Below are 22,808 nucleotides of genomic sequence, written 5' to 3'. Positions count from 1 at the left end.
GAACGCGCGTCTCGAACCATGAGGCCCCGTCGGTGGCCTGCATCCTTCGAGACGCCCTGCGGGCTCCTCAGGATGAGGGGTTAGAGGAAAGTGTGCCGCGGCCGTTCAGTGCGCACGGCGGTCGAGATGGGCGTTGAGGCGAGGATAGACGCGGCGGGCGTTGCCTTCAAAGATCTTGGCCTTGTCTGCCGCGCTCAACGGCAATGCATCGATGTAGCGGCGGGTGTCGTCGAAATGATGCCCGGTCTCGGGATCGATGCCGCGCACCGCGCCGACCATTTCCGAGGCAAACAGGATGTTCTCGACCGGGATCACCCGGGTCAACAGTTCGATGCCGGGCAGATGATAGACGCAGGTGTCGAAGAACACGTTCTTCAACAGATGCTCCGACAGCGGCGGCAGCTTCATGTCCTGCGCGAGGCCGCGGTAGCGGCCCCAGTGATAGGGCACCGCGCCGCCGCCATGCGGGATGATGAACCGCAGGGTCGGGAAGCGCTTGAACAGGTCCGAGGTCAGGAACTGCATGAAGGCGGTGGTGTCGCCGTTGAGGTAATGCGCGCCGGTGCCGTGGAAGCAGGGATTGCAGGACGAGGAAACATGGACCATCGCCGGCACGTCGAGCTCGACCATCTTCTCGTACAGTGGATACCACCATTCGTCGGTCAACGGTGGGTCGCACCAATAGCCGCCGGCGGGATCCGGATTGAGGTTGCAGCCGACGAAGCCGAGCTGGGTCACGCAGCGCTCCAGCTCCTCGATGCAGTTCGCAGGCGTGACGCCCGGGCTCTGCGGCAGCTGGCAGACCGGGACGAAGTTCTGCGGAAACAGGGTGCAGACCCGGTGCACGAGGTCGTTGCAGATCGTGGTCCATTCGCGGCTGGTGGCTTCCTTGCCGACATGATGCGCCATGCCGGCGGCGCGCGGCGAGAAGATGGTGACGTCGGTGCCGCGCTCCTTCTGCAAACGGAGCTGTGCGCCCTCGACGCTACTGCGGATCTCGTCGTCGGTGATGCCGAGATTGGTGGTGAGCGGACGGCGCGATTTGTCGGCGAGGCCGGCGAGCTGCTTGTCGCGGAAGATCTGCAGCTTGGCCGGCTCGGTGGTGTAGTGGCCGTGACAGTCGATGATCATGGTTGCTTCCTTACGAGGTGGTCAGTGTGTCAACGGATGACGGGATCGCGTCCGTCAATTCCGTCTCGCGCGGTTTGACGCGCATGGTGGCGGCGATGGCGGAGGCGATGAGCAGGAAGCCGGCGATGCCGACCAGCGCCCAGGAGAAGCTTCCGGTGGAGTCCTTGATCAGGCCGATGCACCACGGTCCGATCAGCCCGCCGAACTGCGCCAGCGTGTTGACCATGGCGATCGCGGCGGCGCCCGCCGCGCCGGTCAACAGCGAGGCATTGATGCTCCAGAACAGCGGATTGCCGGCATTCAGGCTGAAGCCGACGATGCAGAGGAACACGAAGGCCAGCACCGGACTTGCGACATAAGCGCTGCCGAGCATCGCGACCGCGGCGAGCAGATAGACGGCGGCCAGATGAAACTTGCGGTCGCCGGTCTTGTCCGAGCTGCGGCTGACCACGATGGTGCCGACGACGCCGAGCAGCGGCGGGACCGCCGAGAGGAAGCCGACATGGATGTTGCTGAGATCGCCCATGCCCTTGATGATCTGCGGCAGCCACAGCAACAGGCCGTAGATGCCGACCAGCGCGCAGCCGAACAGCGCCGCCAACAGCCAGACCCGGATATCGAGCACGCATTCGATCACCCTGTGCTGCCCCTGTCGTTCGATCTCGGCCCGTTCGGCGGCGAGCTCGCCCTCCAGCCAGGCCGCCTGCTCCTTGCTCAGCCAGCTTGCCTTGGCGGGACGGTCGGTCAGATAATAGAGCGTGAACAGGCCGAGCAGAATGGTCGGCACGCCCTCGGCGATGAACATCCATTGCCAGCCATGCAGGCCGGCCGCGCCGTCGAGGAAGGTCATGATGCTGGTCGAGATCGGCCCGCCCAACACCGCCGAGAACGAGCCGGCGATGATGTAGCCGGCCACCGCGCGGGCGCGATAGCGCGCCGGGAACCAGTAGGTGAGGTACAGCACGACGCCCGGCATGAAGCCGGCTTCGGCGACGCCGAGGCCGAAGCGCATCACGTAGAGGCTGAGCGGATTCCAGACGAAGGCGGTCAGCGTGGCGACGAGCCCCCAGGTGATCAGGATGCGCGCCAGCCAGATTCGCGCCCCGAGCCAGTGCAGCATCAGATTGCTCGGCACCTCGAGCACCATGTAGCCGAGGAAGAAGATGCTGGCCGCGAAGCCGAAGATCGCCGGGCTGAGGCCGAGATCCTTGTTCATGGTCAGCCCGGCATAGCCGAGATTGATGCGATCGAGATAGTTGAAGAACATCATCGCGAACAGGATCGGGATCAGCCGCCAATAGACGCGGCGGATGGTTTGTCGTTCGAGCTCGCTGACGGACGCGCCGTTCATTGCAATCTCCCGTTCATTGTGATGGCGTTCATTGGGTCGCGACGCCATTTCGGATGGTGTTGGGGGGCATGGCCCCGCGCCCGGCAGACGGCCGTTCGGCGCCATCCGGAGCTGCGCCTGCCGCCATCGTTCTGAGGTCGATGCCCTGCTGCTCGGGCAGCAGCAACGCCGCGCAGAAGGCGGCGGCGTAGCCGCAGATCGCGCAGATCGCCATGGCATCGCCGAGATGCATCCGCGCCGAGAGGATGCCGACGGTCGCCGGCACGATCGAGCCGAGGCCGCGTCCGGCGCTGAGCGCAAAGCCGGCGCCATTGGCGCGGATGTTGGTCGGGAACAGCTCGGCAAAGGTCGGCATCAGGCCGGAGGCGAGGCCCGCCTGCAACGCGCCGAGGAAGAAGCCGAGGATGATGGTGATGCCTTGGCCGATCGGCGCCTGGGTGTAGGCGGCGACGTTCAGCGCCTGGCAGACCAGGAACAGCATGAAACCCTTGCGGCGGCCGATCCGGTCGGCAATCAGGCCGAATGCGATCGGTCCGACGAACGATCCGAAGATGTTGACCGCGAGATAGCCGGCGGTGTGCGTGACGGGCAGGTGCAAGCCGGTCTGCAGATAGGTCGGCAGCCAGGTGATCATCACATAGGCCGCGCCGAGCGTGCCTGTGGTGAAGAACGTCGCGACCAGCGTCTTGAACAGATGCTCGCCGGTGAAGATGGTCCAGAAGCCGTGCGACGCCGACGCGGTGCGTTGTGCCTTCTCTTCGGCGAAGATCGCGGATTCCGGCACGAAGCGGCGAACGAAGAACACCAGCAAAGCGGGCAGGATTCCGATCGCGAAGAACACGCGCCAGGCGATGTCTTGCGACAGCCAGCCGAAGATGACCGGAAATGCCGCCACCGACAGCGCGTTGCCGACGGCGTATCCGCTCTGGATCGCAGCCGCAACGCGGCCGCGCATGCCGGCCGAAACCACTTCGGCGACCAGCACCGCGCCGACCGCGGCCTCGCCGCCATAGCCCATGCCCTGGATGGCGCGTGCGACCAGCAGGTACCAGAAGCCGTCGGCGAATGCGGCGGCAAAGGTCGAGACCGCAACCAGCAGGATGGTGAATTGCAGGACGCGGACCCGGCCGAACCGGTCGGCGGCAATGCCGGCGATCCAGCCGCCGATCGCGGTGCCGATCAGCGAGCTCGACGCGAGGATGCCGGCGTCGGGCCGCGACAGGCTCAGGGTTGCGATCAGCGCCGGCGTGACCAGCGCGTAGATCGTGGTGTCCATCGAGTCGAGTGCGAGCCCGCCGAAGGCGGCGAAGAATGTCTTGCGTTCGACGGCGGACAGTTTCGACAGCCACCCCAGATTCATGTTCGTTTCCTCGTGATGATGCCGGCCTCTTGTGTCGGGCCGTTGCTGGAAAGAGCTAAGGCGGGTCCAGCGCCGCCGGGTTCACCACATTGCCGCGATCGATTTCGCCGCCGGTCAGCACGGCTGCGATGTTGCGCGCGGCCTCGACGCCGGTCCGCGTAATCGATGCGCCGGTTTGCGCGGCGATATGCGGCGTCACGATCAGGTTCGGCGCCTGCAGGATCGGCCGGTCCTTGGCCGGCGGCTCTTCCGCCAGCGTGTCGAGGCCGGCGCCGGCGAGATGGCCGCTTGCGAGCGCCGCGCGGAGCGCGTCCTCGTCGACCAGCGCACCGCGCGCCGTGTTGATCAGGATGGCGCCGGGCTTCATGGCCGCGAGCCGCGCCGCATCGATCATGCCGCGCGTCGCATCGGTCAACGGCGCGTGCAGGCTGACGATGTCGGAGACTGCGAGCAGCTCGGCGAGATCGGCGGCCTCGCGCGCCAGCGCCGGATCGACGCGGCCCTTGCTGCGGCCGAGCGCGACGACGCTCATGCCGAGTGCGGCCGCCGCGCGCGCGACATGCCGGGCGATGCGGCCGAAGCCGACCAGGCCAAGCGTGCGGCCGCGGATTTCACGGCCGCGATAGGTGGCGCGGTCCCAGGCGCCGGCATGGGTGCGCGCGTTCAGGCTGACGACGTCGCGCCCGAGCGCGAGGATCAGCGCGATGGTATGCTCGGCAACTGCGGGCGCGTTGGCATCGCCCGCCACCATCACCAGCACGCGCCTCGCCGTTGCCGCATCGATGTCGACGCTGTCGACGCCGGCGCCGTGCTTGGCGATCACGCGCAGATGCGGATTGCCGGCGATGACGGCGGCGGAGAATACCGGGTTGCCGCGCATCAGGATCGCCTGCGTCGGCACCGTCGCCATCTCGTGCGTGAGGCGCTCGGGCGTGACCGCATCGCGCATCAGCACGATCTCCGCGCCGATCTCGGTGAGGATCTTGACGGCGGCGGGGGCGAGGTTGTCGCCGGTGACCAGAACGCGAAACCGAGCGGCCATGGTCTATCGCCCGCCGCGATAATGCATGGCTGACCCGCTGCGAGCGCTGCGCGATATTGCCTGATCCTGACGCATTTCTCGCGCTTCTCCCTTCTTGTCCCTTGGACCGCAGGTGATTTCGCGCGAAGATCGGGAAACGACTCCTTGAGGTCAAATACCGCTTTGCCCCCTCACTTATAGGGAATCGGAATAAGCCATGGATTACAGGCAGCTTCGTTACTTCATCGCGGTGGCCGAAGAGCTCAGCTTCAGCCGCGCCGCCAGACGCCTGCATGTCAGCCAGCCGCCGCTGAGCACGCAGATCAAGGCGATGGAGCAGGAGCTCGGCACCCGCCTGTTGGCGCGGACCCGGCGCGCGGTGGAACTGACCCAGGCGGGGCAGTTGCTGCTGGAACATGCGCGGCGCGCCGTCAGCGAACTCGACCTGGCCTCGGAGACGGTGCGCCGCGCGGCTCGCGGCGAGGCCGGCATGATCCGCGTCGGCTTCACCGGATCAGTGCCGATGCTCGACATGTTCGCCGAGCTGTTCCGCAGCTTCCGTGCCAGCTATCCGCGGGTCAAGATCGAGCTCCGGCACATGTCGACGGCGACGCAGCTGCGCGCGCTCGCCGACGCCGAGCTCGATGTCGCGATCATGCGGCCGCCGCTCGATTTCAGGCCGGCGGCGGATTTGCAGGTCCATGTGGTTTGGCGCGACCGGCTGATGGTGTTTCTGCCGCTCGATCATCCGCTCGCCGGTGCGAAAGGCGCACTCGAGATGGCCGACCTGGCCGAGCATGAATTCGTCGGCATGGCCGAGAGCGGCTGCGGCGTCGGCGACCAGGCCGCGATGCTGTGCCGGCGCGCGGGCTTCGCGCCGCGGGTGGTGCAGGAGGCGCATGAGCTGCGCACCGTGCTCAGTCTCGTTGCAGCAGGGATCGGGCTCTCGATCCTGCCCTCATGCTACCAGCAGGCCGGCGTGATGAACGTGGTGGCGAAGCCGCTGGAGACGCCGGATGCCGAAAGCCGCATGCTGGTGGCGCTGCGCTCGAACGCCTCGCTGCTGCCGCGCCGGTTCGTCGAATGCGCGTTGCAGGCGGCGTCGCGCAGTGCGCCGCCGCTCGTTCCGGAGGTTGCGGCAGTGAGCCGTTGATCGTGCCGCACGCCCTATACTTTCGTCGACTGTAGTCTTCCGGTATCCGGTCTGGCCCTGCTCTTGCATCGTTCGATGGCAGGTGCTGGGGCGCGCCTGCCCGTGTCCCCGTCCGCGGCGATGATGTCGTGGGCGAAGGATGTGTGACGCGCGCCCGCAGCTGGATCAAAATCTGCGGAGACGAGACGACATGCACGTCATCACACGTGCGGCACTGCTGCTTGGAGCGCTATTGCTGACATCGCCGACCCTGGCGCGCGACGACGGCCGCTACGCCAACTCACCATTGAAACCCTGGTTTGAAAGCCTGCACAGCGGCTACGGGCAGTGCTGCTCGGATGCCGACGGATATGTGGTCGCGGATCCCGATTGGGAGTCGGATCACGGTCATTACCGCGTGCTGATCGACAGTGAATGGGTTGTGGTGCCTGACGAGGCCTTGATCACCGAGCCGAACAAGATCGGGCGAACCATGGTGTGGAAGCACTATATCGACGGCCACCCGCGCGTGCGCTGCTTCATGCCGGGCAGCATGACCTGAAACGTATCGTCCGCTCAGGCCGGCGGAACGAAGACGCGGTTCGGGAACGCTTTCTCGACGACGTCGAGAAACGCGCGAACCTTTGCGCCGACCAGCCGTCGCGAGCTCTGCAGCGCCCAGATCTCGACCGGAGGCCTGGCATCCGTTCCCCAATAGGCAAGCCGGCCCGCGGCAATGTCGTCGTCGACCAGCAGCTTGGGCAGCAGCGCCGCGCCGGCGCCTGCCAGCACGGCATCGCGCATCATCAGCATCGATGAGAGACGCAACACCGTCCGCGGCCTGAGCGTGATCTCGTCGCGTTCATTGCGGATGCGCCAGACCGTATCCGCTGGCGTCTGCGACATCAGAACGGCATCGACGGCCATGCCATCTGAATCGCGCGCGGAGGTCGTCGGCCGTGGTCGATCGGGATGCGCCACCACCAGCAGTTCATCGTTGAGGACGCGGCGGCCGACCAGGCGCTCGTCCGGCGACGGGTTGATGCGGATGACCAGGTCATAGCCGTCCTCGACCGGATCGACCAAGCGGTCCTCGGCGACGATCTCGAGCTGGACATCGGGATAGGCGTGCGCAAAGCGCGCAGCGATCCGGCCGAACGCGACATGCGCGAGCAACACCGGCGCGCTGACCCGCAACCGGCCGCGCGGCGTCGATGCGCCGAGCACCACGGCTTCGCCGGCTTCGGCGATGTCGGACAGCGGACCGCTGGTGCGCTCGTGCAGCGCGCGGCCCTCGTCGGTCAATCGGAGACTTTGCGAACCCCGCTCGATCAGGCGGACGCCGAGGGACTGTTCGAGCTCGGCGACGCGGCGGGACAGCGTGGCCTTGGCCCGGCCGGAGATGCGGCTGGCACGGCCGAAGCCGCCATGCGCGGCAACCAGGTTGAAATCGACGAGCGCCTGAAGGTCCATCTTGACCGTTCCATATTTGAGACGACCTGTCCAAATATTGGCATCTTCAAGAGAAAATTGGAACGGCTAGCTTCTTCGCAACGGCAGACGGTCTGCCCGAAAGAAGGAGTATTCGACATGGCTATTCTGGTGACAGGCAGCACAGGCACCATCGGCACCCAGGTTCTCAACCATCTCGCCGGTCACGGCGTCGAGGTTCGCGCGCTGACGCGCTCGCCCGGCAAGGCGCAGTTCCCGCAGCATGTGACGGCGGTTCGCGGCGATCTGGCTGATGTGGATTCGGTCCGCGCAGCGCTCGACGGCGTCAGCACGCTGTTCCTGCTGGTGCCGAACGTGGCCGACGAACTGACCCAGGCGATGCTGACGCTGACGGCTGCGCGCGAGGCCGGCGTCAAGGGCATCGTCTATCTCTCGGTGTTCAAGGGCGAGACCTATGCCGACGTACCGCATTTCGTCGGCAAGCATACGGTCGAACGGATGATCGAGGCGCTCGATCTTCCCGCGACCATCCTGCGTCCGTCCTATTTCATCCAGAACGATCTCCGGCTGAAGGAGCCGCTGCTCAATTTCGGTGCCTATGGCGTGCCGATCGGCGCGAAGGGCATCTCGATGGTCGACATCCGCGACATCGCCGAGGCCGCCGCGATCGAGCTGGTGCGTCGCGAGCGCGCATCCGCACCGCTTGGCCGCGAGATCTATGACCTGGTCGGCCCCGATGTGATCACCGGCGAGGGCGCGGCTGCGATCTGGCGTGATGAGCTTGGCCGGGCGGTCAATTATGGCGGCGACGATCTTGCGGTCATGGAGCAGCGTCTCAAGGCCGCGATGCCGGCATGGCTCGCGCTCGATTTGCGCCTGATGTTCGGCCGTTACCAGAGCGACGGCGCGGTCGCGACGGCCGATGAGGTGGCGCGTCTGACGCGGCTGCTCGGCCGCGCGCCGCGTGCCTATCGCGATTTCGCCCGCGATGCTGCCGCGCAGTGGCGCAAGGCCTAGCTGCGAGGTTTTGTAAGGAAGCGCGTGACCACGCCGCCGAGCGCGGCGTGGTCGAGCGGGGCGGTGAGCGATGCCTTGGCGGTGTCGACCACGGCATCCGGCGCGAGGCCGCGGCGCAGCTCGCACAGCGCACCGGCGTAATCGGCGGTGAATTCCGGATGCGGCTGCACCGACAGCGTGGTGGCGTTGGCGTAGAGCAGCCCGGCATGCGGCGTGAAGTCCGACGCCATGATGGTGCGCGCGGAGGCGGGCGGGGTGATCACCTGGTCCTGATGCGAGGCGGCCACCGCGAGCATCTCGCCGTCGAGCAGCCCGTTGTCCGGCGCGATCCGATAGATGTGGCGGCCGATGCCCCAGCCCTTCTCCGACTTGCGCACGGTGCCGCCGAGCGCCTGCGCGATCAGCTGATGACCGAAGCAGACGCCGACCATCGGAATGCGCTTGTCGTGAGCTGCGCGTACGAAGGCTTCGAGCGGCGCGATCCAGGCGACGGCGTCATAGACGCCGGCCGCCGATCCCGTGATCAGGATCGCATCCAGATTGGACGGATCCGGCAGCGCCTCGCCCGTGGCGAGGCTCACGACGTCGCAGGTCACAGACGGATCGGCCGATGCCACCATCCGCTGAAACATCTGCGGATAGCTGCCGTGGCGCTCGCGGAATTGCGGGCTGACGAGCCCGGTCTCGATGATGGTGATGCGGGACATGGGATGCGGTGACGGATGCGCGGGGATGATCAAGCCTTTACCCCGAAAGCACTGAGCACCACAAGCCGGATGGCCGACAGCCCCAGGCGCGACGCAAGCGATGTCTGCTGCTCAATCCGTCATTGCGAGCGAAGCGAAGCAATCCATCGCTCCGCAAGCGGCGAAATGGATTGCTTCGTCGCTATCGCTCCTCGCAATGACGATGGTGCAAGATATCGCAGTCTCGCCGGATGAGGGAGGAGCCGTCGATCAATTCTGCGATGGTGCCGCCGCGTCGATCGTTGCGGTGTGCTGTGCTGCCGGCGCCGTGCTGACGGTCGCCGGCGTTGTGCTCACGATCGCGGGCTCGGTGCGGTAGCGCGGCAATTGGTCCTCGAGCGAATAGCCGACGCAGAGCGCGAGGCTCGACCACACCGCCATGCTGAAATACAGCGACATCCAGGCGATCTCCTCGCGCCACTCGGCGATGTCGTGGGTCACGACCCAGCGCCGGCTGACGTCGCGCAGGCCGTCGAGCGGATGCAGCAGCCTGCCGCCGGCGGCGCGGTTGGCGCGCCAGCGGTTCAGGTACATCGGAACGTCGACGGTCATCAGGAAGGCGAGGAAGCCGGCGATGCCGACGATCGCGACGATGAAGGCCCAGCGCACCGGACCCTGAAACTCCGGCAGCAGCCGGCACAGCGCAATCCCGACCAGGAAGAACACCACGGCCCAGATCGAGTTCTCGATCGCGTTGCAGAGATAGTGCGTGGTCAGCACCGCATACCAGGAGAAGCATTCCGCGATCACGATCAGCGGCACGATGATCCAGGCGATGGTCACGGTGGTCTCGGCGCCGGTCATGGTGCCGAGCTGATGCAGGATGATCGCCCATTGCGCGGCGAAGCAGACCTCTGCGACGGTGGCGACGCTGCGGCCGACCATGACGCTCGACAGCCAGTGGTCGAATAGGCAGATGCGCTGCACGTCGGCGCGCGGCAGCACCGAACGGAAGGCGCAGCCGAACACATAGGCCGCGCACAGCAGCATCATCAGGCCGATGCCGGAGGTGTTGCTGAAGCTGCCATTGGCCTGCTCATGGAACTGGCGGTACAGCGCGAACCAGACCGTGATGTTGACGGCGCTGACGAGGCTCAGGAAGCCCCACCACCGGACCACTGGATTTGACCAAGCCAGCGAAACCGGCCGCGCCCGCCACTCCATGCTCATTCACCGCTCCGCGTGTAACCGAATTGATATCGAACTGTAGCAATTCTGTCATAGAAGGCGGCGAATCACGACTAAAAAATGCGTGTGGCGCAGGCTCCGATTGTGACAGTGCGGCGTGGCCCGAAGGCTTTGTGACAGTGCGTGGCTCGGCGTTTGTGACAGTGAGCGCTTGGCGCGCGGCAACCTCTTTCGTCATTCCGGGATGCGCCGAAGGCGCAGGCCCGGAATCCATCGGGCCGCCGTGTTGCGGTTGAATGGATTCCGGGCTCGCGCTTCGCGCGCCCCGGAATGACGAGGGGAGAGAGTCGGGGTCCTCCCGCCTTCGCGATCGTGATCGAATATGACGCCGGCGCCGGTAGGCAGGCTCGCTCCGATCCTCTATTGAACGGCTTCCTTTTTCGGGCCGACCCCCCCGGGCTGGCTTCAAGCGAAGGCGCCTCGTGATCTCGGAAGCCACGGCCAGCTACGATCCGCTGCTGCGGAAAATTCACTGGGTAACCGCAGTGCTGTTCATTGCGGCGATGCTGATCGGGCTCTATTGCGGGCTGCAGCCGGCCGGCACGTCGCCGCGGCGCGAGCTGCTCGATGTGCACAAGTCGCTCGGCGTCACCCTGTTCTTCCTGGCGATCCTGCGGCTGATGGTGCGGGCCGCGACCACGGCGCCGCCGGAGCCGGGCTCGTTCTCACCGCTGGTCAGGCTCGCGGCACGGCTCAATCACTGGGCGCTCTACGCCATCCTGTTCGTGATGCCGGTGACCGGATACATGTTCTCGTCGGCCGGCGGCTATTCGCTGCGCTATTTCTGGACCTTCAGCTGGCCGCGCCTGTTTGCCGACAACAAGGCGGTTGCGGAGGCGGGCGAGCTGGCGCACGGCCTGCTTGCGTGGTTCGTCTATGCCGTGGTCGCGCTGCATATCGCCGCGACGCTCTGGCATGTCCTTGTCAAGAAGGATGAGACGCTGGCGCGGATGTGGCCGCGCGCGAGCCGCGAGCCGTCTTGAGCGCTTAGCGCAGCGCGGTTTCCGGAATGGTCCGGCGAACCACCTCGCGCATCGCGAAGCTGGAATGGATGCGGGCGACACCCGGCATTCGCGACAGATGCTGCTTGTGGATGCGCTCGAAGTCGGCGATGTCGCGGGCGATGACCTGCAGATGATAATCGTCGCTGCCCGACATCAGATGACAGGACACCACATCGGGACAACGCGCGATCGCGGCCTCGAACGCTGCGAGATAATCCTCGCTCTGCTTCTCCAAGGTGATGGTGACGACGACGGTTGTCACGAGGCCGAGCGCTGACGGTTCGAGGTCGACGCGGTAGCCGCGGATCACGCCGATCTCCTCGAGATGGCGGATGCGCCGCGCGCAGGCGGTCGGCGACAGCCCAACCTTCTCGGCGAGCTCGATCTGGCTGGCACGGGCGTCAGTGACCAGCTCGGCGAGGATTCTGAGGTCGATACGATCGAGACCGTCCACGCAGTTTTCCTTCAAGAGCTGACCTGAAAGTGGAGGATATGAGCGTATTTGGCTGTGAGCAAGCCGGAAATCGCTGAGAAACGCCGTGCGCCGGGGCATAGCCTCAAGCCTAACGAAAACCAATCTTTCAAGAAAACCAATCTTTCAAGGAGCGGACCATGCGCGTCGGCGTGCCCAAGGAAATCAAGGTCGAGGAATATCGGGTCGGGCTGACGCCCGCCTCGGTGCGGGAATATGTGGCGCACGGCCACGAGGTCGTGGTGCAGCGTGGTGCCGGCGCCGGCATCGGCGCCGGCGACGACGCCTATACCCAGGCCGGCGCGCGGATTGCCGACACCGCCGAAGAGGTGTTCTCGGTCGCCGAGATGATCGTCAAGGTAAAGGAGCCGCAGCCGTCGGAATGGATCAGGCTACGTGAGGGCCAGATCCTGTTCACCTATCTGCATCTCGCGCCCGACGTGCCGCAGACCGCGGGGCTGATCGCCTCCGGCTGCACCGCGGTCGCCTATGAGACCGTGACCGACGCGCATGGCGGATTGCCGCTGCTCGCGCCGATGAGCGAAGTCGCCGGCCGGCTGGCGATCGAGGCCGCGGGCGCCGCGCTGCGCAAGTCCGCCGACGGCATGGGCAAGCTGCTCGGCGGCGTGCCCGGCGTGCCGCCCGCGCGGGTTGCGATCATCGGCGGCGGCGTGGTCGGCACCCATGCGGCGCGGATGGCCGCAGGCCTCGGCAGCGATGTCACCATCCTCGACCGCTCACTGCCGCGGTTGCGCGCGCTCGATGATCTCTTCATCGGCCGCGTCCGCACCCGCTACGCGACGCTGGAGGCGATCGAGCAGGAGATCGTCGCCGCCGACGTCGTGATCGGCGCGGTGCTGGTGCCCGGCGCCGCCGCGCCGAAACTGGTGTCGCGCGCACAGCTTGCCGGCATGAAGCGCCGGGCGGTGCTGGTCGATGTCGCGATCGACCAGGGCGGCTGCTTCGAGACCTCGAAGGCAACCACGCACCAGGCGCCGACCTATCTGGTCGACGACATCGTGCATTATTGCGTCGCCAACATGCCGGGCGCGGTACCCGTCACCTCGAGCCACGCGCTCAACCACGCCACCCTGCCGTTCGGCCTGGCGCTGGCGTCGAAGGGGCTGCGCGCGCTGGTCGAGGATCCGCATCTACGTGCCGGCCTCAACGTCCATCGCGGCCGCATCACCAACCGCGCCGTCGCCGAGAGCCAGCATCTCGCGGCCGTGATGCCGGAGGAAGCACTGGCGTCGTAGCGTGGGAAGGAGAACTCCAACCCCTTCACAAACTTCGTAGCCCGGATGGAGCGACGCGCAATCCGGGGCCAATCTTTCTGCGGAGGGATTGACCCCGGATTTCGCTTCGCTTCATCCGGGCTACGGAGCTGCGTCTGTCAATTCCTTCAGCCGGCTCTGCATGACTTCGATGATGTGCGCGCGCTTTGCCGCGATCCGTTCGATCGGACCGCCGATGCCGATCGCCAGCGGAGCGCGTCGCTTCGGCAGCGGAACAAGCATGCCGATCGTGCTTGCGCCCGGCGTCGTGCGGCCGCCTGTCTCGGAAAAGCCGCGGCGGCGAATGCGCTCGATCTCTTCGAGAAAGGCCGCTTCGCGAACCCGCGCCGGCTGATTGGGCTCCTCGGCGTTGTTGCGCCGGATGATGCCGCGGATTGTGGTGTTCGGCATTTGGCTCAGCAGCACGTGTCCGAGCGCGGTCCGGACCATCGGTCGTATTTGACCGGCATGTGCCGTGTACTGAAGCTGGGAGCCGCCGGGGACAACGTGGAGATATTGCATCCCCGCGGCGCCGGCCTGTTGCCCGAGCATGACGGTTTCGCCGCCCGTTGCGGTCCAGAGCTCCTCCATCAGGTCGGTGAGCTTTTTGTCGCGGAACGGAGAACGACGGATCCAGTCGCCCAGCAGATTGACCCGGTAGCTCGGGATGAAGCGACGGGTCTTTCGTTCGTATTCGAGATAGTTCAATTCAACGAGACTGCGGAGCAGCATCGACGTGCTCGATTGCGGCATCTTGAGCGCGGAAGCAATTTCGGTCACGGACGCTGCCCGCTTGGTTTCCCGAAAGAACTCCAGAACTGCAAACACCCGCATGGCCGATTTGACAATCGCCGTCTTATTCGCGTTCGGCATGGCTGTCTCCGCGGCGGGTCATACCGCACCTCCATCACATATGTGATGTTAGGCCGAAACTGCTTCACTTGACGACAACTTTGGCACAGATTGACGCCAACAAGATCAAGACGCATGGAAACGCAGAGAGCAGGGGAAGGCGGATGCCCGGCCGAAGTTTGCTCGAGAAGATCTGGGACCAGCATGTCATTGCTCGTTTGAGCGACGACACGGACCTCCTTCATATCGACCGCCATCTGCTGCACGATCTCGGCGGCTCGCGCGGCCTGCTCGATCTCAAGAGCCGTGGCCTCAAGGTTCACAATCCCGAACTGACATTCGCGACGCCGGATCACGCGCTGTCGACGGCGCCCGGCCGCGCCGGGACCAGCAAGATCGGCATGGAGTTGCTGGCCGCGCTGCGGGTCGAGACCGCGGCGAGCGGGATCAAACTGTTCGATGTCGATCAGCCCGGTCAGGGCATCGTTCACGTCATCGGGCCCGAACTCGGCCTCAGCCTGCCGGGCGCGACGATCGTCTGCGGCGATAGCCACACCTGTACCCATGGCGGCTTGGGCGCGCTTGCCTTCGGCATCGGATCGAGCGAGCTCACGCATGTGCTGGCGACACAGGCGCTGATCCAGAAGCGTCCGAAGACGCTGCGCGCGCGCTTCGAGGGCAAATTGCCGCTCGGTGTCACCGCCAAGGACATGATCCTGGCGCTGATCGGCCAGATTGGCGCTGCCGGCGGCACCGGGTATGCAGTCGAATATGCCGGGAGTGCGATCCGCGCGCTGCCGATCGAGGGAAGGTTGACGATCTGCAACCTCTCGATAGAGCTCGGCGCCAAGATCGGCATGGTTGCGCCGGACGAGACAACGTTCGAATTCCTGCGCGGCCGTCCCTATGCGCCGCAAGGCGAGATGTGGGATCTCGCGGTCAAAGCGTGGCGCGAACTGCCGAGTGATCCCGACGCGGTGTTCGACCGCGAGGTCGTGATCGATGTCGAAAAGATCATCCCGCAGGTGACCTGGGGCATCAGCCCCGAGCACGTCGTCGGCGTCGACGGCATCATTCCCGATCCGAAGGCGGTCGACGATCCCGCACAGCGCGCCGCGATCGAGACCGCGCTCGAGTATATGGGCCTGCAAGGCGGCGCACCGATTGCCGGCACACCGGTCGACTGGGTGTTCATCGGCTCCTGCACCAACAGCCGCTTGAGCGATCTGCGCGCCGCGGCCGAGGTTGCGCGCGGCCGCAAGGTCGCGGCCGGCGTCCGTGCCTGGGTGGTGCCGGGCTCGGAGAACGTCAAGCGCGAGGCGGTCGCCGAAGGGCTCGACAAGATCTTCATCGATGCCGGCTTCGAGTGGCGCGAGCCGGGTTGCTCGATGTGTCTTGCCGCCAACGGCGAGGTGGTGGCGCCCGGGCAGCGCTCGGTCTCGACCTCGAACCGCAATTTCGTCGGCCGGCAGGGGCCGCGGGCACGGACGCATCTGGCAAGCCCCGCGAGTGCGGCGGCATCTGCGATTGCCGGCGCGATCGCCGATGTCAGGATGATGGGGCGCTAAGATGCCAAAGCCGTTCGACAAGCTCACCGCAACGGCTGCGCCGATCATGCGCAGCAATATCGATACCGACGTGATCATCCGCATCGAGCGTTTGGTCGGAAATGGAATCCGCGGCACGCTCGGCAAATGGGCATTCGGCTCGCTGCGCTATCTGCCCGACGGCTCGGAGAATCCGGAGTTCATCCTGAACCGCGAGCCGTACCGGGAGGCGGAGATCCTGGTGACCGGACCGAATTTCGGCTGCGGCTCGTCGCGCGAGGGCGCGGTGTGGTCGCTGCAGGAGCGCGGCATCCGCGCCATCATCGGCTCCGGCTTCGGCGACATCTTCTTCGCCAACTGCTTCCAGAACGGAATTTTGCCTGTTGTCCTCGACAAGGCGGTGGTCGATCAGCTCGCCGCCGATATCGAGGCGACGCAGGGCGCGGGCAAGGTCTCGATCGACCTCGAGGCGCAAACCATCGTCTCGCCCTCGGGTGCGCGGTATTCGTTCGAGATCGACCCGCGGCGGCGCGAGGGACTGTTGAAGGGGCTCGACGAGGTGGCGCTGACATTGCAGCGCGACGACGAGATCCACGCCTTCCAGGCTTCCGACCGCACCGCGCGGCCCTGGATTCATTCGACCAAGACACCTGCGACAAGGACACCTGCTTCGGGGATATCCGCATGAGCACGCAATCCAACATGGTCAAGGTCGCCGTGGTCGGCGGCGAGGGCATCGGCCCCGAGGTCACCGCGCAGTCGCGCCGTGTGCTCGACTGGTTCGCGGCGAAGCGTAACGTGCCGATGACCTTGCGCGAGGCGCAATACGGCCTGATCCCGTATCTGGCGACCGGCAAGGTGCTCCCCGAGGATACGGCAGAAGCGATGGACGAGGCCGACGCCATCCTGTGGGGCGCGACCGGCGGGCCGGAAACGACCGAGGTGCCGGCGGCGGCACGCAAGGCCGGCAGCCTTCTAGGCCTGCGCAGCAAATACGATCTCTACGCTAACTTAAGGCCGATCATGGCGAGCCCGGCGCTGTCGGCATCGGCGCCGCTGAAAGCCGAAGTGCTCGACGGCGTCGACTTCGTCATCATCCGCGAATTGACCAGCGGCATCTATTTCGGCGAGCCGCGCGGCATCGAGACCTTGCCCGACGGCCAGCGCCGCGGCTTCAACACCGAGCAATACACCACCAACCAGGTCCGCCGCGTGGCGCGCTCGGCGTTCGAGCTGGCGCGGACCCGGCGCAACAAGGTCTGCTCGGTCGACAAGGCCAATGTGCTGGAGACCAGCGTGGTGTGGCGCGAAGAGGTGATCAGGCTGCACAAGGAGGAGTTCTCCGACGTCGAGCTCACCCACCTCTATGTCGACAATGCCGCGATGCAGATTGTGCGCGAGCCGCGCCAGTTCGACGTGATGGTGACCGGCAACATCTTCGGTGACATCCTGTCGGATTGCGCGGCGATGGCCTCGGGCTCGCTCGGCATGCTGCCGTCGGCCTCGCTCGGCCCGGTCGATCGCTTCGGCCGGCGCAAGGCACTGTACGAGCCGGTGCATGGCAGCGCGCCCGATATCGCGGGCAAGGGCATCGCCAATCCGCTCGGCTCGATCCTCAGCGTCGCGATGCTGCTGCGGTTGACCTTGAACCGGCCCGAGGATGCCGACCTGCTGGAGCAGGCGGTGCAGACCGCGCTTGCTTCCGGCGCGCGGACCGCCGACATTGCTGAGGCTGGCGCGAAGAAGCTGTCGACCGTCCAGATGGGCGATGCGGTGCTCAGCGCGCTCGACAAGATCTCGGCCAGGGAGCACGCCTGATGGCAGATGTCGCCATGCCCAACATTTCGCGGCGATCGGCCCTGACGGTGATCGCCGCGGGTGGCGCGGCGCTGGCGACGGGGCGGGCATGGGCACAGGCGGCCGCGGGACGGGCGATCTATCCGGTCGCGGTGCCGGTCTATCAGACGCAGTTCGTGGCCGACCGCATCGGCTTCTTCAAGGAGGCCGGGCTCGACTGCAAGCTGGTGCAGGGCGGCAGCGGCGTGAAGACCCGCGAGATCATCGCCTCGTCGCAGGGCGACATCGGCATCGGCGACGTCACCCATCCGATGCAGCTGACCAATCACGGCCGCGCCGCACGCGTGCTGCTGCCGGTCGACACACGGTCGAACTCGGTGATGTTCATCCTGCGCAAGGACCTGAAGGACCAGGGCATCAACACGCTGGAAGCGTTCGCGCAATGGAAGCGGCCCGACGGCCGCAAGCCGATCGTCTCGGTGTCCTCGCTCGGCGGCACCAACCATGTCTGGGCGTCCTACTACATGGAAACCATGGGGCTCGACGACAAGGTGACCTGGATCGGCACCGGCAATGTCGACACCATGCTGGGGTCGCTGAAGTCGAAGCAGGTCGACATCCTGGTCTCTTCGCTGTCGCTGCTGAACGAGGCGCAGCAGCAGGGCTGGGGCGAACTGCTGTTCGACGGCACCGACGAGGCGATCTGGAATAAGCATATCGGCGGCAAGGTGCCGGTGACGGCCCATTTCACCCTGCAGGCCACCATCGACAAGGACCCGGCCAAGATGCAGGCCTATGTCACCGCGCTGTGGCGCGCCTCGCAATGGATCAAGGCGCACAAGCCGGCGGAGGTCTATGAGGCGATCGAGCCCTATGTCGGCAGCACCTCGCGCGACGCCAATCTGCTGGAGATCACGGCGATCCAGAAGGTCGCGGACTATGAGGGCATTGTCGACGCGGCGAGCTTCGCGCGCGGCGAGAAGGTCTGGTTCCGCGAGATGACCGGCATCAAGCCGCTCAAGATCGCCGACGTGGTCAACTCCAACCTGATCGAAGCGGCACGAAAGGCCTATCCGGGTTGAGCGCGCTCGAGACGAGCGCACCCGTGTCGCCGCGCGCCGCGGCCGAGCGCCGCGTCGAGGTCCAGGGGCTGAGCAAGTCGTTCCAGCTTGCCAAGACCACCATCGAGGCGGTGCGCGACGTGACGTTCGGCGTGCGCCGCGGCGAGTTCGTCGCGCTGCTCGGGCCGTCGGGCTCGGGCAAGAGCACCGTGCTCAACATGATCGCCTCGCTGATTCGCCCGAGCGGCGGCGAAATCCTGATCGACGGCAAGCGCGTCGTCCCCGGCAGGGCGACGCCGGATGTCGGCTATGTCTTCCAGCGTGACACGTTGTTTCCGTGGCGGACCGTCGGCGACAATATCGGCTACGGCTTGGAGTTGTCCGGCGTGCCGGCGCACGAACGGAAAGAGCGCATCGCCGAATGCGTCGCGCAGGCCGGCTTGAAGGGATTCGAGAACGCCTATCCGTCGGCGCTGTCGGGCGGCATGCGGCAGCGCGCGGCGCTGATGCGGACCCTGATCGTCGAGCCGCAAATCCTGCTGATGGACGAGCCGTTCGGCGCGCTCGACACCCACACCAAGATCGACATGCACGAGGTGCTGCTGCGGATCTGGGAGCGCGAGCAGCAGACCGTGCTGTTCGTGACCCACGATCTCGGCGAGGCGCTGACCCTGGCCGACCGCATCATCCTGTTCTCGGCGCGGCCGGGTCGCATCAAGGACATGTTCGAGGTCGATTTCCCGCGTCCGCGCGATGCGGTGAAGGTGCGCGAGACACCGCATTATGCCGAGCTGTTCCAGCACATCTGGCACTCGCTCGGCGAGGAATTCGTCAAGGGCCGTAGCGCATGAAACGGTACGGCACGCTCGGCACCATCGGCTGGCAGGTCCTGATCTGCGCCATTGTGCTGTCGGTCTGGCAATGGGGTTACGACCTGCGCGGCAAATTGCCGTGGCTGGTGCCGGATCTGCTCGATCCGTATTTCATCTCGAAGCCGTCGATGATCTACGAGAATTTCCTGATCCAGAGTTGCCTGACCTCGAAGCTCGGCGTCTTCAACGGCTGGTTCAATGGCGATTTCGCAAAATGCCTGGCGCGCAACGAGAACAATCTCTGGGCGGCGACGGCGATCACCCTGAAGAACACCTTCTTCGGCTTCGTCACCGGCGTGGTCTCCGGCTTCGTTGCCGGGCTGATCCTCGGGCGATCCGACCGGCTCAGCGCGATCTTTCAGCCCTTCATCACCGCGGTGAATTCGATCCCGCGGATCGCGCTGGCGCCGATCATCGTGCTGGCGTTCGGGATCGGCGACATGTCGAAGATCGTGACCTCCTGGATCGTCGTCGTGTTCCTGGTGTTCTTCAACACCTTCGAGGGCGCGCGCTCGATCGACGAGGGTTTTACAAATGCCGCGCGGCTGCTCGGCGCCAGCGAGTGGCAAATCACCCGCACCGTGGTGATCCCCTCGACCATGGCCTGGGTGTTCGCCTCGCTGACGCCGGCGATCTCGTTTGCGCTGATCGGCGTGATCGTCGGCGAGTTCATCGGCGCCGAGCGCGGTATCGGCCGGCTGATCATCGAGTCCGAGGCGCGCGGCGAAGCCTCGGGGATGATGGTCGCGGTGGTGGTGCTGATGCTGGTCGGCGTCGTGCTGTCGGCGATGATCTGGCGGCTGCAGGCCTATCTGTTGCGCTGGCAGCGGCAGCGCAGCGCCGAATAGCAGAGGCCCGCGGCGGTGTCTGCCGCCACGGGCCTTCATTCACGCTGCGGTTTCCGACGGCGAGGTCTCGCCGTCGAGCCAATCCTGCTCCTTGGCGAGCGCCCGCCAGGCCGCCTCCATGCGCTTGAAGCGGTTGTAGGTCGGATCGTCGGCGGCGCGCTCGGCAAGCTGCGCGCAGTTCTCCGCATTGTTGAGGAATTGCTGCGATTGCTTCATGGAATGTCCTCCTGTTGATAACGACGTGGGACAGCAAATCCGTCAATTCAACGTGGGGAACTATGAGCATTTCGCCACACAGGTGAACGCCTGTTCAGCAGAGTTCCCTGCGCCAAAATCCGCACCGACGTGAGCATCTGCGGCAGCACCGACGTAGGAACACTATGTCGCACCCGGCGTTCGTCTCTCGTCGCAACTGGAGGAGGAGAGACATCATGAGGAAATATCTGTTCGCCGCGGCCATGGTGACCGCCATCGCATGGCCCGCGCTCGCCGATGAAATCGGTGTTCGTGCAGGTCCCGTCGGCGCCGGCGTGACCGTCGGCCAGGCGCCCGAGTATCGGGACCGCGATCGTGACCGCACCACCGTGATCAAGGAGCGCGAGCCGCGCAGTGACCGCACCACCGTCATCAAGAAGCAGGACGAGTTCGGTAACCGCAGCAAGACCGTCATTCATCACGACGACGACTGACGACGATCGGACCGATTCGGAACGAAGATGAAAATCCGCCGTCGACCTCGTCGCGGCGGATTTTTTCCTGTCCTGGTGAGAGGTCTAGCTCGCGGACAGCACGGTCGTTCGATCCTCCCGGCGTTCGCTGGCGATGCGGCTGCGGCATTCCGCAGCGAATGCGCGCAATCGCTCAACGGTCAGCGGATCCATAGCCGTGCGCGCCAGACGCTCGGCTCGGTCGGCTTCATCCTTGAGATGGTCAATTGTCCGGCTCATGGTTGCCTCCATGCCCAGACAATTTGAATCGAATTGTGGCGTTCCCCGGCCTCTGGAGGCGTGGCTAACGGACGGTTAATTCGCCTTCCGAGCGTGCCTCAGGTCACCGGTGCGGGATTGAACAGCGTCAGATCGTTGTGGATGCCCCACCTGTCCGACCACGGCTTGGTCCGTCCGCTCGCGACGTCGAGGATCAGGCGGAACAGGTCCCAGCCGGTTTCCTCGATGGTCTTCTCGCCGGTCGCGATGCAGCCGGCGTCGAAATCGATCAGGTCCTTCCAGCGCCGCGCCAGCTCGCTGCGGGTCGCGACCTTGATGACTGGGGCGGCGGCGAGGCCATAGGGCGTGCCGCGGCCGGTGGTGAACACCTGCAAGGTCATGCCGGAGGCGAGCTGCAAGGTGCCGCAGATGAAGTCGCTGGCAGGCGTCGCCGCAAACAGCATGCCCTTCTGCCGCGCCTTTTCGCCGGGCGACAGCACGCCCGCGATCGGGCCGGAGCCCGACTTGACGATCGAGCCCAGGGATTTCTCGACGATGTTGGCAAGCCCGCCCTTCTTGTTGCCCGGCGTGGTGTTGGCGCTGCGGTCGGCGCCGCCGCGGGCGAGATAGGCGTCGTACCATGCCATCTCGCGGATCAGCGCGCGGCCGACATCCTCGTTGACGGCGCGGCGCGTCAGCAGCTGGATCGCGTCGCGCACCTCGGTGACTTCCGAGAACATCACGGTCGCGCCGGCGCGCACCAGCAGGTCCGCCGCGAAGCCGACCGCAGGGTTGGCAGTGACGCCGGAGAACGCATCGCTGCCGCCGCATTGCAGGCCGATCACGAGATCGGCGGCCGGGCAGGTCTCGCGGGTGCGGGCGTTGAGCACCTTCAGCCGCGCCTCGGCCTGGGTCATGATCGCCTCGACGATGGCGCCGAAGCCGTCGAAGGCTTCGTCCTGCATCCGCACGATGGCATCGCCGACGCCCTCCGGCACCAGCCGTTCCGGCGCGAGCTTCTCGCAGCCGAGGCCGATGACCAGGATCTCGCCGCCGAAATTCGGATTGAGCGCGAGGTTCTGCAAGGTGCGGATCGGCACCACGGCATCGGGTGCTGTGATCGCGACGCCGCAGCCATAGGCATGGGTCAGCGGCACGACGTCGTCGACATTGGGATATTTCGGCAGCAGCTCGGCGCGGATGCGCTTCACCGCATATTCCATCGTGCCCTTGACGCATTGTACCGAGGAGGAGATGCCGAGGATGTTCTTGGTGCCGACCGAGCCGTCGGGATTGCGAAAGCCCTCGAAGGTAAAGCCTTCGAGCGGCGGCAGCGCCGGCGGCACCGCGGTTGCGATCTCGAGCTGATCGAGCGGCGGCGCGTCCGGCATGCGGATGCGCGCTTCGTCGACCCATTCGCCGGCCAGGATCGGCGAGATCGCATGGCCGATCACCTCGCCGTAGCGGATGATCGGCGCGCCCTCGGCGATGTCTTGCAGCGCGGTCTTGTGGCCCTGCGGCACGAAGGCGCGCAAGGTCAGGCCCGAGGCGAAGCGGGAGCCTGCGGGCAGGCCGAAATCATTCACGACGATCGCGACATTGTCGCGTTCGTTGAGCTTGATGTAGCGGGGCTGCTCCTGCGCGCCGATCGACTGGTCCATGGGGGCTCCCGCTATTTTGTAAACTTTGTACGATGGGTAGAGCGTAGCGAAACCCATCATTGCGCCTTGCAGAAAGTCGATGGGTTTCGCTGCGCT

The 22,808-nt window shown here is 65.8% G+C and carries 24 protein-coding genes; 12 read left to right on the top strand and 12 right to left on the bottom strand.

Features of this window, described 5'->3' with window-relative positions:
- Positions 1-105: 105 nt before the first annotated feature.
- The 4 genes from ACVW17_RS37405 to ACVW17_RS37390 are packed head-to-tail and all read right to left on the bottom strand — an operon-like array spanning position 106 to position 4,884.
- Complete coding sequence (locus ACVW17_RS37405; protein WP_456749779.1) at positions 106-1,131, bottom strand: amidohydrolase family protein; 1,026 nt, start codon at positions 1,129-1,131, stop codon at positions 106-108.
- Positions 1,132-1,141: 10 nt separating this feature from the next.
- The gene (locus tag ACVW17_RS37400; protein ID WP_456749778.1) at positions 1,142-2,482 is read right to left on the bottom strand and encodes an MFS transporter; all 1,341 of its coding nucleotides are present in this window, start codon (positions 2,480-2,482) and stop codon (positions 1,142-1,144) included.
- A 28-nt stretch (positions 2,483-2,510) separates the two neighbouring features.
- The gene (locus ACVW17_RS37395) at positions 2,511-3,842 is read right to left on the bottom strand and encodes an MFS transporter (protein ID WP_456749777.1); all 1,332 of its coding nucleotides are present in this window, start codon (positions 3,840-3,842) and stop codon (positions 2,511-2,513) included.
- Between the two features lie 55 nt (positions 3,843-3,897).
- Positions 3,898-4,884, bottom strand: a complete 987-nt coding sequence (locus ACVW17_RS37390; protein WP_456749776.1) for a hydroxyacid dehydrogenase — start codon at positions 4,882-4,884, stop codon at positions 3,898-3,900.
- A 196-nt stretch (positions 4,885-5,080) separates the two neighbouring features.
- Here ACVW17_RS37390 and ACVW17_RS37385 point away from each other — a divergent pair, with 196 nt between their 5' ends.
- Together ACVW17_RS37385 and ACVW17_RS37380 are read left to right on the top strand one after the other, a co-directional pair.
- Entirely contained in the window at positions 5,081-6,016 is a 936-nt protein-coding gene (locus ACVW17_RS37385; RefSeq protein WP_456749775.1) for a LysR substrate-binding domain-containing protein, read from the top strand.
- Positions 6,017-6,206: 190 nt separating this feature from the next.
- Complete coding sequence (locus tag ACVW17_RS37380; RefSeq protein ID WP_456749774.1) at positions 6,207-6,557, top strand: hypothetical protein; 351 nt, start codon at positions 6,207-6,209, stop codon at positions 6,555-6,557.
- 14 nt (positions 6,558-6,571) lie between these two features.
- On the opposite strand, the gene ACVW17_RS37375 is transcribed toward ACVW17_RS37380, so the two are convergent.
- Positions 6,572-7,468, bottom strand: coding sequence for a LysR family transcriptional regulator (locus ACVW17_RS37375; protein ID WP_456749773.1), 897 nt, complete (start codon positions 7,466-7,468; stop codon positions 6,572-6,574).
- A gap of 117 nt (positions 7,469-7,585) precedes the next feature.
- On the opposite strand from ACVW17_RS37375, the gene ACVW17_RS37370 reads away from it, so the two are divergent.
- The gene (locus tag ACVW17_RS37370; RefSeq protein WP_456798855.1) at positions 7,586-8,464 is read left to right on the top strand and encodes an NmrA/HSCARG family protein; all 879 of its coding nucleotides are present in this window, start codon (positions 7,586-7,588) and stop codon (positions 8,462-8,464) included.
- Here ACVW17_RS37370 and ACVW17_RS37365 read toward each other — a convergent pair.
- Complete coding sequence (locus tag ACVW17_RS37365; RefSeq protein WP_456798854.1) at positions 8,461-9,171, bottom strand: type 1 glutamine amidotransferase; 711 nt, start codon at positions 9,169-9,171, stop codon at positions 8,461-8,463. The two genes, ACVW17_RS37370 and ACVW17_RS37365, sit on opposite strands and share 4 nt — an antisense overlap.
- 249 nt (positions 9,172-9,420) lie before the next feature.
- Positions 9,421-10,374 (bottom strand): hypothetical protein, encoded by a 954-nt coding sequence (locus ACVW17_RS37360; RefSeq protein WP_456756275.1) that lies wholly within the window; start codon positions 10,372-10,374, stop codon positions 9,421-9,423.
- A 446-nt stretch (positions 10,375-10,820) separates the two neighbouring features.
- On the opposite strand from ACVW17_RS37360, the gene ACVW17_RS37355 reads away from it, so the two are divergent.
- Positions 10,821-11,381, top strand: coding sequence for a cytochrome b (locus ACVW17_RS37355; RefSeq protein ID WP_456749771.1), 561 nt, complete (start codon positions 10,821-10,823; stop codon positions 11,379-11,381).
- Between the two features lie 4 nt (positions 11,382-11,385).
- Here ACVW17_RS37355 and ACVW17_RS37350 read toward each other — a convergent pair whose 3' ends face one another.
- A complete protein-coding gene (locus ACVW17_RS37350) occupies positions 11,386-11,871 on the bottom strand; it encodes an Lrp/AsnC family transcriptional regulator (RefSeq protein ID WP_456749770.1) in 486 nt (161 codons plus the stop codon).
- Between the two features lie 143 nt (positions 11,872-12,014).
- Here ACVW17_RS37350 and ald point away from each other — a divergent pair, with 143 nt between their 5' ends.
- Positions 12,015-13,130, top strand: coding sequence for an alanine dehydrogenase (ald, locus tag ACVW17_RS37345; RefSeq protein WP_456749769.1), 1,116 nt, complete (start codon positions 12,015-12,017; stop codon positions 13,128-13,130).
- Positions 13,131-13,250: 120 nt separating this feature from the next.
- Here ald and ACVW17_RS37340 read toward each other — a convergent pair whose 3' ends face one another.
- Positions 13,251-14,021: an IclR family transcriptional regulator gene (locus ACVW17_RS37340; RefSeq protein WP_456749768.1), complete on the bottom strand. Its 771-nt coding sequence runs from the start codon at positions 14,019-14,021 to the stop codon at positions 13,251-13,253.
- 143 nt (positions 14,022-14,164) lie between these two features.
- Here ACVW17_RS37340 and leuC point away from each other — a divergent pair, with 143 nt between their 5' ends.
- From leuC to ACVW17_RS37310, 6 genes are read left to right on the top strand one after another with little or no spacing between them, the layout of a single operon-like run.
- Entirely contained in the window at positions 14,165-15,568 is a 1,404-nt protein-coding gene (gene leuC, locus ACVW17_RS37335) for a 3-isopropylmalate dehydratase large subunit (RefSeq protein ID WP_456749767.1), read from the top strand.
- A 1-nt stretch (position 15,569) separates the two neighbouring features.
- Entirely contained in the window at positions 15,570-16,235 is a 666-nt protein-coding gene (gene leuD / locus ACVW17_RS37330; RefSeq protein ID WP_456749766.1) for a 3-isopropylmalate dehydratase small subunit, read from the top strand.
- Positions 16,232-17,365 carry a 3-isopropylmalate dehydrogenase gene (gene leuB / locus ACVW17_RS37325; protein WP_456749765.1) on the top strand — a complete coding sequence of 378 codons (1,134 nt, stop codon included), beginning with the start codon at positions 16,232-16,234 and terminating at the stop codon, positions 17,363-17,365. The genes leuD and leuB overlap by 4 nt, the downstream gene beginning before the upstream one ends.
- Positions 17,365-18,426, top strand: a complete 1,062-nt coding sequence (locus ACVW17_RS37320) for an ABC transporter substrate-binding protein (RefSeq protein ID WP_456749764.1) — start codon at positions 17,365-17,367, stop codon at positions 18,424-18,426. The genes leuB and ACVW17_RS37320 overlap by 1 nt, the downstream gene beginning before the upstream one ends.
- Positions 18,423-19,256 carry an ABC transporter ATP-binding protein gene (locus tag ACVW17_RS37315; RefSeq protein ID WP_456749763.1) on the top strand — a complete coding sequence of 278 codons (834 nt, stop codon included), beginning with the start codon at positions 18,423-18,425 and terminating at the stop codon, positions 19,254-19,256. Before ACVW17_RS37320 ends, ACVW17_RS37315 begins: the two co-directional genes overlap by 4 nt.
- Positions 19,253-20,125, top strand: a complete 873-nt coding sequence (locus ACVW17_RS37310; protein ID WP_456749762.1) for an ABC transporter permease — start codon at positions 19,253-19,255, stop codon at positions 20,123-20,125. Before ACVW17_RS37315 ends, ACVW17_RS37310 begins: the two co-directional genes overlap by 4 nt.
- A gap of 39 nt (positions 20,126-20,164) precedes the next feature.
- Here ACVW17_RS37310 and ACVW17_RS37305 read toward each other — a convergent pair whose 3' ends face one another.
- Complete coding sequence (locus ACVW17_RS37305) at positions 20,165-20,341, bottom strand: hypothetical protein (RefSeq protein ID WP_456749761.1); 177 nt, start codon at positions 20,339-20,341, stop codon at positions 20,165-20,167.
- A 215-nt stretch (positions 20,342-20,556) separates the two neighbouring features.
- On the opposite strand from ACVW17_RS37305, the gene ACVW17_RS37300 reads away from it, so the two are divergent.
- Entirely contained in the window at positions 20,557-20,814 is a 258-nt protein-coding gene (locus tag ACVW17_RS37300) for a hypothetical protein (RefSeq protein ID WP_456749760.1), read from the top strand.
- Between the two features lie 84 nt (positions 20,815-20,898).
- Here ACVW17_RS37300 and ACVW17_RS37295 read toward each other — a convergent pair whose 3' ends face one another.
- Together ACVW17_RS37295 and garD are read right to left on the bottom strand one after the other, a co-directional pair.
- Positions 20,899-21,072, bottom strand: coding sequence for a hypothetical protein (locus tag ACVW17_RS37295; RefSeq protein WP_456798853.1), 174 nt, complete (start codon positions 21,070-21,072; stop codon positions 20,899-20,901).
- Between the two features lie 98 nt (positions 21,073-21,170).
- Entirely contained in the window at positions 21,171-22,712 is a 1,542-nt protein-coding gene (gene garD / locus ACVW17_RS37290) for a galactarate dehydratase (protein WP_456749759.1), read from the bottom strand.
- Positions 22,713-22,808 lie beyond the last annotated feature (96 nt).

Source organism: Bradyrhizobium sp. USDA 4473 (assembly GCF_054063335.1).
The sequence above is the reverse complement of the archived record's forward strand: the minus strand, read 5'-3'. Positions and strand labels throughout refer to the sequence as shown.

What these genes read in the sequence shown, in the direction of transcription:
- ACVW17_RS37400 (WP_456749778.1), bottom strand. Translation starts at nt 2,482, where the DNA reads ATGAACGGCGCGTCCGTCAGCGAGCTCGAACGACAAACCATCCGCCGC.
- ACVW17_RS37340 (WP_456749768.1), bottom strand. Translation starts at nt 14,021, where the DNA reads ATGCCGAACGCGAATAAGACGGCGATTGTCAAATCGGCCATGCGGGTG.
- leuC (WP_456749767.1), top strand. Translation starts at nt 14,165, where the DNA reads ATGCCCGGCCGAAGTTTGCTCGAGAAGATCTGGGACCAGCATGTCATT.
- ACVW17_RS37375 (WP_456749773.1), bottom strand. Translation starts at nt 7,468, where the DNA reads ATGGACCTTCAGGCGCTCGTCGATTTCAACCTGGTTGCCGCGCATGGC.
- leuB (WP_456749765.1), top strand. Translation starts at nt 16,232, where the DNA reads ATGAGCACGCAATCCAACATGGTCAAGGTCGCCGTGGTCGGCGGCGAG.
- ACVW17_RS37295 (WP_456798853.1), bottom strand. Translation starts at nt 21,072, where the DNA reads ATGAGCCGGACAATTGACCATCTCAAGGATGAAGCCGACCGAGCCGAG.
- ACVW17_RS37370 (WP_456798855.1), top strand. Translation starts at nt 7,586, where the DNA reads ATGGCTATTCTGGTGACAGGCAGCACAGGCACCATCGGCACCCAGGTT.
- ACVW17_RS37310 (WP_456749762.1), top strand. Translation starts at nt 19,253, where the DNA reads ATGAAACGGTACGGCACGCTCGGCACCATCGGCTGGCAGGTCCTGATC.
- ACVW17_RS37385 (WP_456749775.1), top strand. Translation starts at nt 5,081, where the DNA reads ATGGATTACAGGCAGCTTCGTTACTTCATCGCGGTGGCCGAAGAGCTC.
- ACVW17_RS37320 (WP_456749764.1), top strand. Translation starts at nt 17,365, where the DNA reads ATGGCAGATGTCGCCATGCCCAACATTTCGCGGCGATCGGCCCTGACG.
- ACVW17_RS37395 (WP_456749777.1), bottom strand. Translation starts at nt 3,842, where the DNA reads ATGAATCTGGGGTGGCTGTCGAAACTGTCCGCCGTCGAACGCAAGACA.
- ACVW17_RS37390 (WP_456749776.1), bottom strand. Translation starts at nt 4,884, where the DNA reads ATGGCCGCTCGGTTTCGCGTTCTGGTCACCGGCGACAACCTCGCCCCC.
- ACVW17_RS37300 (WP_456749760.1), top strand. Translation starts at nt 20,557, where the DNA reads ATGAGGAAATATCTGTTCGCCGCGGCCATGGTGACCGCCATCGCATGG.
- ACVW17_RS37365 (WP_456798854.1), bottom strand. Translation starts at nt 9,171, where the DNA reads ATGTCCCGCATCACCATCATCGAGACCGGGCTCGTCAGCCCGCAATTC.
- ACVW17_RS37380 (WP_456749774.1), top strand. Translation starts at nt 6,207, where the DNA reads ATGCACGTCATCACACGTGCGGCACTGCTGCTTGGAGCGCTATTGCTG.
- garD (WP_456749759.1), bottom strand. Translation starts at nt 22,712, where the DNA reads ATGGACCAGTCGATCGGCGCGCAGGAGCAGCCCCGCTACATCAAGCTC.
- ACVW17_RS37305 (WP_456749761.1), bottom strand. Translation starts at nt 20,341, where the DNA reads ATGAAGCAATCGCAGCAATTCCTCAACAATGCGGAGAACTGCGCGCAG.
- ACVW17_RS37360 (WP_456756275.1), bottom strand. Translation starts at nt 10,374, where the DNA reads ATGGAGTGGCGGGCGCGGCCGGTTTCGCTGGCTTGGTCAAATCCAGTG.
- leuD (WP_456749766.1), top strand. Translation starts at nt 15,570, where the DNA reads ATGCCAAAGCCGTTCGACAAGCTCACCGCAACGGCTGCGCCGATCATG.
- ACVW17_RS37405 (WP_456749779.1), bottom strand. Translation starts at nt 1,131, where the DNA reads ATGATCATCGACTGTCACGGCCACTACACCACCGAGCCGGCCAAGCTG.
- ald (WP_456749769.1), top strand. Translation starts at nt 12,015, where the DNA reads ATGCGCGTCGGCGTGCCCAAGGAAATCAAGGTCGAGGAATATCGGGTC.